This window comes from Streptomyces sp. NPDC001315 (assembly GCF_042896175.1).
GTDB lineage: Bacteria > Actinomycetota > Actinomycetes > Streptomycetales > Streptomycetaceae > Streptomyces.
This window is the reverse complement of the sequence record NZ_JBIAWZ010000035.1, coordinates 1-12,564: the sequence shown is the minus strand read 5'-3', so window position 1 is coordinate 12,564 and position 12,564 is coordinate 1. Positions and strand designations below refer to the sequence as shown.

General features: G+C 70.0%; 11 protein-coding genes and 1 pseudogene. 9 read left to right on the top strand and 3 right to left on the bottom strand.

The genetic code is table 11. The features are described 5' to 3' along the window. Positions 1 to 41: 41 nt before the first annotated feature. The 7 genes and pseudogenes from ACFY16_RS41380 to ACFY16_RS41350 form a co-directional block, all read left to right on the top strand. The gene (locus tag ACFY16_RS41380) at positions 42 to 1,088 is read left to right on the top strand and encodes a BMP family protein (protein ID WP_390652394.1); all 1,047 of its coding nucleotides are present in this window, start codon (positions 42 to 44) and stop codon (positions 1,086 to 1,088) included. Positions 1,089 to 1,311: 223 nt separating this feature from the next. Then, a complete protein-coding gene (locus ACFY16_RS41375; RefSeq protein ID WP_390652426.1) occupies positions 1,312 to 2,967 on the top strand; it encodes an ABC transporter ATP-binding protein in 1,656 nt (551 codons plus the stop codon). Continuing rightward, a complete protein-coding gene (locus ACFY16_RS41370; protein ID WP_390652393.1) occupies positions 2,964 to 4,085 on the top strand; it encodes an ABC transporter permease in 1,122 nt (373 codons plus the stop codon). Before ACFY16_RS41375 ends, ACFY16_RS41370 begins: the two co-directional genes overlap by 4 nt. Continuing rightward, positions 4,085 to 5,347 carry an ABC transporter permease gene (locus tag ACFY16_RS41365; RefSeq protein WP_390652392.1) on the top strand — a complete coding sequence of 421 codons (1,263 nt, stop codon included), beginning with the start codon at positions 4,085 to 4,087 and terminating at the stop codon, positions 5,345 to 5,347. Before ACFY16_RS41370 ends, ACFY16_RS41365 begins: the two co-directional genes overlap by 1 nt. Beyond that, entirely contained in the window at positions 5,344 to 5,745 is a 402-nt protein-coding gene (locus ACFY16_RS41360; protein ID WP_355508187.1) for a cytidine deaminase, read from the top strand. The genes ACFY16_RS41365 and ACFY16_RS41360 overlap by 4 nt, the downstream gene beginning before the upstream one ends. Positions 5,746 to 5,817: 72 nt before the next feature. Then, on the top strand, positions 5,818 to 7,095 hold the full coding sequence (locus ACFY16_RS41355) for a thymidine phosphorylase (protein ID WP_390652391.1): 1,278 nt from the start codon (positions 5,818 to 5,820) through the stop codon (positions 7,093 to 7,095). A gap of 120 nt (positions 7,096 to 7,215) precedes the next feature. After that, a pseudogene (locus ACFY16_RS41350) lies at positions 7,216 to 7,374 on the top strand (Uma2 family endonuclease); the annotation flags it as partial. Positions 7,375 to 7,464: 90 nt separating this feature from the next. On the opposite strand, the gene ACFY16_RS41345 reads toward ACFY16_RS41350, so the two are convergent. Further along, a complete protein-coding gene (locus tag ACFY16_RS41345; RefSeq protein ID WP_390652390.1) occupies positions 7,465 to 8,385 on the bottom strand; it encodes an AEC family transporter in 921 nt (306 codons plus the stop codon). 150 nt (positions 8,386 to 8,535) lie between these two features. Between ACFY16_RS41345 and ACFY16_RS41340 the strand changes: the two genes are divergently transcribed. Beyond that, a complete protein-coding gene (locus ACFY16_RS41340; RefSeq protein ID WP_390652425.1) occupies positions 8,536 to 8,922 on the top strand; it encodes an STAS domain-containing protein in 387 nt (128 codons plus the stop codon). On the opposite strand, the gene ACFY16_RS41335 is transcribed toward ACFY16_RS41340, so the two are convergent. After that, positions 8,806 to 9,822 (bottom strand): sigma-70 family RNA polymerase sigma factor, encoded by a 1,017-nt coding sequence (locus tag ACFY16_RS41335; protein ID WP_390652389.1) that lies wholly within the window; start codon positions 9,820 to 9,822, stop codon positions 8,806 to 8,808. The two genes, ACFY16_RS41340 and ACFY16_RS41335, sit on opposite strands and share 117 nt — an antisense overlap. Positions 9,823 to 10,046: 224 nt before the next feature. After that, positions 10,047 to 11,327: an MFS transporter gene (locus tag ACFY16_RS41330; protein ID WP_390652388.1), complete on the bottom strand. Its 1,281-nt coding sequence runs from the start codon at positions 11,325 to 11,327 to the stop codon at positions 10,047 to 10,049. Positions 11,328 to 11,389: 62 nt separating this feature from the next. Here ACFY16_RS41330 and ACFY16_RS41325 point away from each other — a divergent pair, with 62 nt between their 5' ends. After that, positions 11,390 to 12,352 (top strand): LysR substrate-binding domain-containing protein, encoded by a 963-nt coding sequence (locus ACFY16_RS41325; RefSeq protein WP_390652387.1) that lies wholly within the window; start codon positions 11,390 to 11,392, stop codon positions 12,350 to 12,352. Positions 12,353 to 12,564 lie beyond the last annotated feature (212 nt).

The window sequence follows — 12,564 nt, the reverse complement described above, 5'->3', positions numbered from 1 at the left end:
CAGCGCCTGGTTGAGGCGCTTGCACTAAGGAGTCTCGTTCCATGCGCCGGGTGTCCCGTATCGCGGTTGCAGGCGTTGCAACCGCAGCTCTTGCCGTGACTGTTTCCGCCTGCGGAAGCTCGTCCACCTCGTCCTCCTCCAGCAGCGACAAGAACCTGGGCCTCGCCCTGGCGTACGACGTCGGCGGCAAGGGCGACCAGTCCTTCAACGACGCGGCCACCGCCGGCCTGGACAAGGCCGACAAGGAGTTCGGTTACAAGAGCACGGCCGTCGAACCGCAGGACGGCGAGTCGGACGCGGACAAGGTGCAGCGCCTGGAGACGCTGGCCAAGCAGGGCTACAACCCGGTGATCGGGGTCGGCTTCGCCTACGCGCCGGCCGTCAAGGAGGTCGCCGCGAAGTACCCGAAGACCACCTTCGGCATAGTCGACGACGAGACCATCAAGGCAGACAACGTCGCCGACCTCGTCTTCCACGAGGAGCAGGCCTCCTACCTCGCCGGTGTCGCCGCCGCCAAGGCGACCAAGAGCAACACCGTCGGCTTCGTCGGTGGCGTGGACGTCCCGCTGATCCACAAGTTCGGGGCCGGCTTCAAGCAGGGCGTCGAGGACACCAAGAAGGGCGTCACGGTCAAGGAGCAGTACCTGACCGAGACCGCGCAGGAGGGTGGCTTCTCCAGCCCCGACAAGGGCGAGAACGCCGCCGAGGGCCAGATCGACGCCGGCGCCGACGTGGTCTACGCCGCCGCCGGTCTGTCCGGCCAGGGTGTCATCAAGGCCGCCAACGCGCACAAGGTGTGGGCGATCGGCGTCGACTCCGACCAGTACAACCAGGACGCGCTGGCGAAGTACAAGGGCTCGATCCTCACCTCGGCCATGAAGAACGTCGAGGGTGCGGTGTACGACCTGGCCAAGTCCGTCCACGACGGCAAGCCGGAGACCGGCACGGTCCGTGGCAGCCTGGAGAACGGCGGCGTGAGCCTGTCGAGCTCCAACCCGGAGTTCGCGAACAACACCGCCATCCAGGACGCCGTGAAGAAGGCCGAGGAAGGCATCAAGGCCGGCACCATCACCGTCAAGACCTCCTGAACCGACGGTCATAGGCCTGTCGTAGACATGGTCAAAAGGGCGCTGTAATGGCAGCGTTACGGCCACGGAACGGGGTGCGGGGAGCATGTCCCTCCGCGCCCCGTTCGCGCGGCAGAATGCTCGGAACGGATCGTGAGCGAAACGAGAACGATCAGGTCCGGGCACTATTTAAAGCAGGGGCGCTACGCGCGTAGAGCGGCCCCTTTCCCAAGGAGAGTGCGCCATCGACGCGTCCAGCAGCCCTCCGCTCACCGCTCCGTCGACAGTCGCGGTCGAGCTGGCGGGGATCACCAAGCGATTTCCCGGTGTCGTCGCCAACCACGACATCCACCTGACTGTCCGAAAGGGCACCGTCCACGCCCTCGTCGGCGAGAACGGAGCCGGCAAGTCGACGCTGATGAAGATCCTCTACGGCATGCAGAAGCCGGACGAGGGCACCATCGCGGTCGACGGTGAGCAGGTCGCCTTCGGCAGCCCCGCCGACGCCATCGTCCGTGGCATCGGCATGGTCCACCAGCACTTCATGCTGGCCGACAACCTGACCGTGCTGGAGAACGTGGTGCTGGGCAGCGAGAAGCTGCACGGCATCGGCGGCAACGCCCGTAAGAAGATCAAGGAGATCTCCGACCGGTACGGACTGGGCGTCCGTCCGGACGTCCTGGTCGAGGACCTCGGCGTCGCCGACCGTCAGCGCGTGGAGATCCTCAAGGTCCTCTACCGCGGCGCCACGACGCTCATCCTCGACGAGCCGACCGCCGTACTCGTGCCGCAGGAGGTCGACGCGCTCTTCGACAACCTGCGTGAGCTGAAGTCGGAGGGCCTGTCCGTCATCTTCATCTCGCACAAGCTGGGCGAGGTGCTGTCGGTCGCCGACGAGATCACGGTCATCCGGCGCGGTACGACCGTGGGGACCGCCGTTCCCGCCGAGACCACCCCCCGTCAGCTCGCCGAGATGATGGTCGGCAGCGAGCTGCCCACCCCGGAGACGGCGGAGTCGACGGTCACGGACAAGTCGGTGATCGAGGTCAGGAACCTCACGGTCTACGCCAGCGGCGGCGCCTCCCTCGGCGAGGCCGGCGAGCCCACCGGCGAAGGGCTCACCGAGTTCGCCGGCGGCGGAGACGTCAAACGCGTCCTCGACGACGTCACCTTCACCATCCACGCCGGTGAGGTCATGGGTATCGCGGGCGTCGAGGGCAACGGACAGACGGAGCTCATCGACGCCCTGATCGGCACCAAGCACGCCCACTCCGGCTCCATCCACTTCCTGGGCGAGGACATCACCCCCTGGCCCACCCGCAAGCGCCGCGAGCGGGGCGTCGGGTACATCCCCGAGGACCGCCACCGCCAGGGCCTGCTCCTGGAGGCCCCGCTCTGGGAGAACCGCATACTCGGCCACGTCACCGAGAAGCCCAACGCCAAGGGATTCTGGCTGGACCCCAAGGGCGCCCAGGCCGACACCCGCCGCATCGTCGAGGAGTACGACGTCCGTACCCCCGGCATCGACGTCACCGCGGCCTCGCTCTCCGGCGGCAACCAGCAGAAGCTGATCGTCGGCCGCGAGATGAGCCACAACCCCAAGTTCCTGATCGCCGCCCACCCCACCCGCGGCGTGGACGTCGGCGCCCAGGCGCAGATCTGGGACCGCATCCGCGAAGCCCGCCGCGAGGGCCTGGCCGTGCTGCTGATCTCCGCCGACCTGGACGAGCTGATCGGCCTGTCCGACACCCTGCGCGTGATCTACGACGGCAGGCTCGTCGCCGACGCCGATCCGGCGACGATCACCCCGGAGGAGCTCGGCTCGGCCATGACCGGCGCCGCCTCCGGACACCTGGAGCACGTCGAGGAAGAGACCGCCCCGGAGGACGAGGCCCGATGAAGAAGTTCGACAAGGAGCGCGTGCTCCTCGCGGTGGCCGGCCCGGTCATCGCGCTCGTCGCGGCGATCCTGCTGACCTCGGTCGTGCTGGTCGCCTCCGGCAAGAACCCGTTCGAGCCGTACCGGCTGATGCTCGAGCAGGCGGGCTACTCCGACGTCCAGGTGCTGATCCTCAACCAGGGCGCGATGTACTACATCGCCGCGCTCGCGGTGGCGGTCGGCTTCCGGATGAACCTGTTCAACATCGGCGTCGACGGACAGTACCGTCTCGCCGCGATGATGACCGCCGTCGTCGGCGCGAACATCGCGTTGCCTTCCTTCCTCCAGATCCCGCTGCTGCTGCTCGTCGGCGTGCTCACCGGTGCCTTCTGGGCCGGCATCGCGGGCGTTCTGAAGGTCACCCGGGGCGTCAGCGAGGTCGTTGCGACGATCATGCTCAACGCGATCGCCACCAGCCTCATCGGTTACCTCACCCTCTCCGACGTGTGGGGCGTGCAGCTCGGCAACAACATGACCACCGGTGAGATGAAGAAGTCCGGCTGGGTCCCCGGCATCAACCTGGGTGCCGACGTCGGCGAGATCTACGGTCTGGTCTTCCTCGCCATCGCCCTCGGCATCGCCTACTGGGTCGTCCTCAACCGCACCCGCTTCGGCTTCGACCTGCGCGCCACCGGTGAGTCGGAGACCGCCGCCGCGGCCTCCGGCGTCGACGCCAAGAAGATGGTCCTCACCGCGATGTTGATCTCCGGCGGAGTCGCGGGCCTGTCCGGCCTGCCGCTGCTGCTCGGCGACGCCCACACCTACAGCCTGACCTTCCCGACGGGTCTCGGCTTCACCGGCATCACCATCGCCCTGCTCGGCCGCAACAACCCGGTCGGCATCGCCTTCGCCGCACTCCTGATCGCCTTCCTCGACAAGGCCTCTCCGGCCCTCGACTACGCGACCCCGGTGGCGTACGAGAAGGAGATCGCCACGATCATGCAGGGTCTGATCGTCTTCGCGGTCGTCATCTCGTACGAGGCCGTACGCCAGTGGGGTCTGCGCCGCCAGCAGAAGCGGGTCGGTGCCGAACTCGCCGCGGCCGCCGTTCAGAACACCAAGAAGGAGGTGGCGGCCTGATGTCCACCGCGACCATCGCCAAGAAGCCGCAGGCGAAGCCCGGCAAGGGCGGCCGCCGTATGTCGCTCCCCGTACTCCTGCTGGTCATCGCGGGCGTGCTGATCCTGACCTCGATCGTCCGGCTGATCACCGGCGCGGACGGCATCACCTCCACCGGCCAGATGTCCACCGCGCTGCGCCTGGCCGTCCCGATCGGCCTGGCCGGTCTCGGCGGTCTGTGGGCCGAGCGCGCGGGCGTCGTCAACATCGGCCTCGAGGGCATGATGATCCTCGGCACCTGGTTCGGTGCCTGGGCCGGCTACCAGTGGGGCCCGTGGACCGGTGTCGTCTTCGGCATCATCGGCGGCGCGCTCGGCGCCGTCCTGCACGCCATCGCCACCGTGACCTTCAACGTCAACCACATCGTCTCCGGTGTGGCCATCAACATCCTGGCCCTGGGCACCACCCGCTACCTGTCGAAGTTCACCTTCGAGGACGCCCCGCAGGGCTCCGCCAAGCAGTCCCCGCCGATCGACTCGCTGGGCACCTTCGACATCCCCGGTCTGTCCAGCGCGCTGGACACCCTCAACCAGAAGCACTGGTTCCTGGTCTCGGACCTGGCCGGCCTGGTCGGCGGTCTGATCACCGACCTGTCGCCGCTCACCGTCATCGCTGTGGCCCTCGTGCCGGCCACCTGGTACGTGCTGTGGCGCACCGCCTTCGGTCTGCGTCTGCGTTCCTGCGGTGAGAACCCGGTGGCGGCCGAGTCCCTCGGCGTCAACGTCTACAAGTACAAGTACATCGCCGTGATCATCTCGGGCGGCTTCGCCGGTCTCGGCGGCGCCTTCCTGTCGATCGTCGCGTCGAACGTGTACCTGGACGGCCAGACCGCCGGCCGCGGCTACATCGGTCTCGCCGCGATGATCTTCGGCAACTGGATGCCGGGCGGCCTCGCCCTCGGCGCGGGCCTGTTCGGCTACACCGACAGCCTCAACCTGCGCGGCGGTACCACCAACGTCCATGCGCTGATCCTGCTGCTGGCGATCCTGCTGGTGTTCGGCGCGGCCTACCTGGCGTGGAAGAAGAAGTACCGCTCCGCTGTGACCACCCTCGTCATCTCGGTCGGGATGTTCCTCTGGTACACCACCACGAACGAGGTCCCGCGCCAGGTCGTGACGGCGACCCCGTACATCGTCACCCTGCTGGTGCTGTCGCTGTCGGCGCAGAGCCTCAGGATGCCGAAGGCGGACGGCCTCCCGTACCGCAAGGGACAAGGCAAGTGACCCCGGCCGTCACCGTCGACTGGGACGCCCTGCGCGCGCTGGCCCGCGAGGCCATGACCCGCGCGTACGCCCCCTACTCGGGCTACCCGGTCGGCGTCGCCGCCCTGGTCGACGACGGTCGTACGGTCTCCGGCTGCAACGTCGAGAACGCCTCGTACGGGCTCGGGCTGTGCGCCGAGTGCGGGCTGGTCTCGGAGTTGCAGCGCACCGGGGGCGGCCGGCTCACGCACTTCACATGCGTGGACGGCAAGGGCGACATCCTCGTGCCGTGCGGCCGCTGCCGGCAGCTGCTGTACGAGTTCGGCGGACCGGATCTCCTCCTGGAGACCCCGAAGGGGATCCTGCCGCTGGCGGAGATGCTGCCGCAGGCCTTCGGCCCGGATCACCTCACCAAGTAACTCCGGTGCGGCCCCTCTGACTCGCGCAGAGGGGCCGCGCTCTTCGCAATCCCCGGAAGGAAAGCCATGGCCATGGATGCCATCTCCGTCATCCGCACCAAGCGGGACCGCGGTGAGCTCAGCGACGAGCAGATCGACTGGGTCATCGACGCGTACACGCGCGGCGAGGTCGCCGACGAGCAGATGTCGGCCCTCGCGATGGCCATCCTGCTCAACGGCATGAACCGCGGTGAGATCGCTCGCTGGACCGCCGCTATGATCGCTTCGGGTGAGCGCATGGACTTCTCGTCCCTGTCCCGCCCGACGGCCGACAAGCACTCCACGGGCGGCGTCGGCGACAAGATCACCCTGCCGCTGGCCCCGCTGGTGGCGGCGTGCGGAGCCGCCGTACCCCAGCTGTCGGGCCGCGGCCTCGGCCACACCGGCGGCACGCTCGACAAGCTGGAGTCGATCCCCGGCTGGCGGGCCCTGCTCTCCAACGAGGAGATGCTGCACGTCCTCGACACCACCGGCGCGGTGATCTGCGCGGCGGGCGACGGCCTGGCCCCCGCCGACAAGAAGCTGTACGCCCTGCGCGACGTCACCGGCACGGTCGAGGCGATCCCGCTGATCGCCTCCTCGATCATGTCGAAGAAGATCGCCGAGGGCACGGGCTCCCTGGTCCTGGACGTGAAGGTCGGCACGGGCGCCTTCATGAAGACGATCGAGGACGCGCGGGAACTGGCGTCCACGATGGTGGGGCTGGGCACGGACCACGGGGTGAAGACGGTCGCGCTCCTGACGGACATGTCGACCCCCCTCGGCCTGACCGCCGGCAACGCGCTGGAGGTCCGCGAGTCGCTGGAGGTCCTGGCGGGCGGCGGCCCGGCGGACGTCGTCGAGCTGACCATCGCCCTGGCCCGCGAAATGCTGGACGCGGCGGGCGTGGAGGACGCCGACCCGGCGAAGGCCCTGGCCGACGGCTCGGCGATGGACGTCTGGCGCCGCATGATCGCGGCCCAGGGCGGCGACCCGGACGCCCCCCTGCCCACGTCGAAGGAACAGCACGTCGTCAAGGCCGCGTCCTCGGGTGTCCTGACCCGCCTCGACGCCTACGACATCGGCGTCGCCGCCTGGCGTCTGGGCGCCGGCCGCGCCCGCAAGGAGGACCCGGTGCAGGCGGGCGCGGGCGTCGAACTGCACGCCAAGCCGGGCGACACGGTGACCGAGGGCCAGCCTCTGCTGACGCTGCACACCGACACGCCCGAGCGCTTCGAGTACGCCCTCCAGGCGATCGAGGGTTCGTACGACGTCGCGGCCGCCGGTACGGAGTTCACGGCGTCGCCGGTCGTGCTGGAACGTATCGCCTGACCTGCTCCGCGGCCGGAGGCCGCTGATGTCACGGCCTTCATTCGGGTGAACGGGATCGGTGGACCTCCACCGATCCCGTTCGGCATGCTGGACTCGGTGGCGCACCGATTGGAGACGGCCGTGAGCGCACTCACCGTCAGCCAGGACCCCGAGCGGAGCTGGGACGACCTCGTCCGGTTCTGGGGGGAGATGGAATGGCCCGAGGGCAGCAAGGTGGAGATCATCGAGGGGATCATCACCGTGTCACCTGCTCCAGCGTTCCGCCACAACCCGCTGAGCACCGCCAAGTTCGGCGAGTCCCTCAAGCTCCCGGCCCCCTTCGACCTCGTCATCGACACCAGCGAGTTCCCCGTCGACTGACCTTCTCGGTCACCCCAGCACCGCCGCGATCACCACCAGCACCGGCACCGAAGCCACCGTCGACAGCAGGATCGAGTCCCGGGCCAGGCGCTCGCCCACGCCGTAGCTGGAAGCGTAGGTGAAGAGGTTCTGGGCGGCCGGGAGGGCCGAGGTCACCACCACGTCGAGCAGTTGTGGCCCGTGCAGCCCGAAGACGCCCGACGCCAGCGCCCAGGCCGCCGTCGGCTGGCCCACGGACTTCAGCGCCACCGACAGCAGGACCGGGTGCCGGTCGGCGCCCCGGCCCGGCATCGTGCTGCCGCACAGGGAGATGCCGAAGGCGAGCAGGACCGCCGGCACCGACATGTTGCCGATCAGGGTGAGCGGGTCCAGGACCGGGCCGGGTATGCGCAGGCCGCTCGCCGAGACGGTGACCCCGGCGAGCGAGCCGACCGCGATCGGATTGCGCAGGGGCGTGAGCAGCCGCCGCCACAGGGGGCTCTTCGCGTCCTCGTCCGACAGGTCCAGGATCGTCAGGGCGACGGGCGTGACGCCGATGAGCTGGAACAGCAGCACCGGCGCCACCAGCGAGGCGTCACCCAGGACGTACACGGCGATCGGGATGCCGAGGTTGCCGGAGTTGACGTAGCTGGAGCACAGCGCGCCGATCGTCGTCCGGCCCACGCCCCAGCGGCGTACCACGCCCACCGCGACGAAGACTCCCGCCGCCGCTGCCGTGCTCATCGCCGTGACCAGCAGCCGGCTGGAGAAGATCACCGACAGGTCGGCCTGCGCGAGCATGGTGAACAGCAGGGCCGGGGACGCCACGTGGAAGGCCAGCTTGGTCAGCACCTCGCGGCCGTGCTCCCCGAGGTGACCGCCCCGCCCGAGGAGATAGCCGACGCCGATGACGACCGCGATGACCGCGAAGCCGCTCAACACCCCCTGCACAGGGCCTCCTCGGCGGGGAACGGTATGCCGAGCGGTGCGGGCGGAGACGATCTGTGGCGCATACAGCCAACCCTGTGGGGAGGTCATGGCCAGGTCAATGTGATCCTCGCGGCGGTGCGGTGCGCGGCGTCCCGTCCGCGCCGGGCCTCGATGAGTTACCGCCCCGCGCCCGGTCTACCGCACGTGGACGCCATGAAACCCGCCGTACTCACGCTGGCCGGCCCCGTCACCCGGGAGGAGACGACGGGGCTGTGCGACGGTGTGCGGGCGCTGCTGGAGGCCACGGGCGCCGGGGTCGTCGTATGCGATGTGGGCGGGCTCGGACCGCAGGGGCTCGGGGCGGTCGATCTGCTGGCGCGGCTGGAACTGGCGGCCCGGCGGGCCGGGGGCCGCATCCGGCTGCGTGACCCCGATCCGGCGCTACGCGCCCTCCTCCACCTGGTCGGTCTCCGCTTCGAGCTGGAGGGGCAGCCCGAACAGCGGGAACCACCGCTTGGTGTCGAGGAAGAAGTGGAACCCGGTGAGCCGGCCGTCTGAGATCTCCAGGACCTGGACCGCCCACGCCGTGAAGCCGCCCGCCTCCGGGTCCGGCTTGTACTGGGCGAAGCCCGGCAGCCCGTTCACCTCGACCGGCAGCAGACGTGAACCGGCGCAGGCCGCGCCCAGCGTCGTCATGAAGCCCGTGATGTCGTCGTGGCCGGTCAGCCACAGGTCGAACGGCGGCATCGTCATGACGGCGTCCTCGTGCAGCAGCGCCGTCAGCGCCGTCATGTCATAGCCCTCGAACGCCGCCACATAGCGCTCCAGGAGCTTCTGCTGCTCCTCGTCCAGCGGGTCGGAGACAGCCGCGTCCGCGCCCGAGTCGTCCCGCTCCGAGAGGGTCGCGCGGGCCCGCTGCAGCGCGCTGTTGACCGACGCGACCGACGTGTCGAGCAGCTCGGCGACCTCGCTCGCCTTCCAGGCCAGCACCTCGCGCAGGATCAGCACCGCCCGCTGCTTGGGCGGCAGCTGCTGGAGGGCGGCCATGAAGGCGAGCCGCACCGACTCCTTCGCCACCGCCGCCTCCGCCGGGTCCTCCACCGTCGGCAGCACCCGGGCGTCCGGCACGGGCTCCAGCCAGGTGTGGTCCGGGTGGGGGGAGAGGGCGGCCTGGGCGAGCGGGGTCGAGTCGGTCAGGTCCATGGGGCGGGCGCGCTTGTTGCCGGCGGTCAGCATGTCCAGGCACACGTTCGTCGCGATGCGGTAGAGCCAGGAGCGGAGGCTGGAGCGCCCCGCGAACTTCTCGTAGCCGCGCCAGGCGCGGACCATCGTGTCCTGCACCGCGTCCTCGGCCTCGAAGGAGGAGCCGAGCATGCGGTAGCAGTAGCCGGTCAGCTCGACCCGGTGCTTCTCCAGCCTGATGTCGAGGTCGTCAGCCGTCGCCGTACCGTCACTCATGGTCCACCCACCCCTGTGGCCGTTCTGTCACGCGCCTGTGCGCCCAGCACTTCGGAAGCTACCGCACCCCACTGACAATGGCCCTCGGAGTGTGCGAAAGCCCAGGTCAGCGCGGTTGCTTCACGGATGTGACAGATGCCGGCGCGACCCGTACGACCCGTACGGGGCACGGGGCCGAGGCGACCCCAGCCGCCTCGGCCCCGTGCCCACCGTGCGTGCGCGGCTCAGGCCGTCGCCAGTCGCTTCTGCACCCGCGCCGCCCGCGAGCCGAACACCGTGATCGTCACGACGCCGAACACCGCCAGGACGCCGACCCCCACGGTCCCGGCCCAGCCACCGGAGTGGAAGGCCATCGCGCCGACCGTGCTGCCGGCGCTGGAGCCGATGTAGTACGCGGACTGGTAGAGGGCCGAGGCCTGGGCCCGGCCGGTGGTGGCCGTCTTGCTGACCGCCGAGGACGCCACCGCGTGGCCGGCGAAGAAGCCCGCCGTGATCAGGACCAGGCCCAGCAGGACCATGGGCAGCGAGTCGGCCAGGGACAGCAGCAGGCCCGTCGCCGTCGTGCCGCCGGCCAGGTACAGAGCGCCGCGCCGGCCCAGGCGGCCGACCAGCCGGCCCGCCGTCGACGCCGACACCGTACCGACCAGGTAGACCAGGAAGATCGAGCCGACGATGCCCTGCGGGAGGGAGAAGGGTGCCTCCGTCAGGCGATAACCGATGACCGTGTACACGCCGCCGAACACCGTCATGAACAGCGCGCCGATCGCGTACAGCCGGCGCAGCAGCGGGTCGGCGAGGTGCTCGCGGACGGTGCGGGCCAGGACCCGCGGCCGCAGCGAACCCGCCATGAAGTGCCTCGGGGCGGGCAGCAGCAGCCGGAAGGCCACCGCGCACCCCACCGCGATCACGCCGACCGCGCCGACGGCGATCCGCCAGCCCCACTCCTGCGCGATCCAGCCGGTGATGACCCGGCCGCTCATCCCGCCGACGCTGTTGCCCGCGACGAACAGACCGATCGCCGTGACCAGCGCCCTGGGGCGGACCTCCTCCGCCAGGTACGCCGTCGCCGACGCGGGCAGCCCGGCCAGCGCCGCGCCCTGGAGCCCGCGCAGCACCACCAGCCACCCCAGCGACGGGGCGAAGGGGACCAGCATCCCGACCGTCACCGCGACCGCCAGCGACCCCGTCATCACCGTACGGCGGCCGAACCGCTCCGAGAGCGCGCTCATCGGCAGCACGAACAGCGCGAGTCCGCCGGTCGCCGCCGCCACCGTCCAGCTCGCCTCGCTCGCCGCCACCCCGAACTCACCGGAGATCAACGGCAGCAGGGCCTGGGTGGAGTAGAGGAGCGCGAAGGTGGCGACACCCGCGAGGAAGAGCGCGAAACTCATCCGGCGGTAGCCGGGGCCACCGGGGGCCATGCGGGAGTCGGGAGCGGAATCCGGAGCGGAAACGGACGGGACGGCGTCCACGACGGTGGACGCCCCGGTACTGGCGGGAGACATGCTTCGACGCTATGCACCCCTCCTTCATCCGTCCAATGCATGGAATCGTCATAATCGTTCCCATGGCGCATCAGCAGAGGTCACAGGCTCGGCTGTCACCGACCGGTGACACAAAAGACATGGACGACATCGTCGCGCTGCTCGCCCCGCGTCTGGCCCACTTCGCCGGCGTGGCCCGCACCGAGCACGTCACGCGCGCCGCCCAGGAGATGCACGTCCCGCAGTCCACCCTGTCCCGGGCCATGGTCCGGCTGGAACAGGACCTGGGCGTCGACCTGTTCGCCCGCCGCGGCCGTACGGTGTCCCTCACGCCCGCCGGACGCACCTTCCTCGCCTCCGTCGAACGTGCCCTCGCCGAGGTCGAGCGCGCCGCCGACGAGGTCCGTGCCGACGCCGACCCCACCACCGGCAAGGTCGCCTTCGGCTTCCTGCACACCATGGGCGCGGAGACCGTCCCGGGACTGCTGCACGCCTTCCGCGCCGACCACCCCGGCGTCCGCTTCAGTCTCGTCCAGAACTACGGCGAGGCGATGCTCGAACGACTGCGCGCCGGCGAACTGGACCTCTGCCTGACCTCCCCCGTCCCGGACGCCCCCGACCTCGTCGCCCGCCGCCTCGACGAACAGAAGCTGCGCCTCGTCGTCCCCGCGGACCACCCGCTGGCGTCCCGTCGCCGCATCCGCCTCGCCGAAGCCGCCGACGAAACCTTCGTCACCCTCGAACCCGGCTACGGCCTCCGCCGCATCACCGACGACCTCTGCCAGGAGGCCGGCTTCAAGCCCCGTGTCGCCTTCGAGGGTGAGGAGGCGGAAACCCTGCGGGGCCTGGTCGCGGCGGGCCTGGGGGTCGCGCTGCTGCCACCACCGGCAGTGGCCCGCCCGGGAGTGGTGGAACTGACGGTCACGGCCCCGCGCGCGGCGAGAGAAATCGGCGTGGCGTGGCTGGACGGCCACCCGGACACACCGCCGGTGGCAGCCTTCAAGAAGTTCCTGCTCTCGAAACGAGGCAACCTGCTGCCCACCTGAAGGGGCGCGGGGCCGTGTCCATACGCGGCTCCGCCACGCGGGCGCGATCAGCCTCACTCACCCCGCACCCGAAAGCCGGACCGCTACCGAACACTTGCCCAGTGCTCCGCCCTTCAGGACTCCGTTGAGAAATCCGTAAACCGGCTGCCGTGCCCGTGGGTCACGCGGTGAGTTCGAGGCGGGCCACGTGTGAGGTCCTGGTCCCGCCGAGC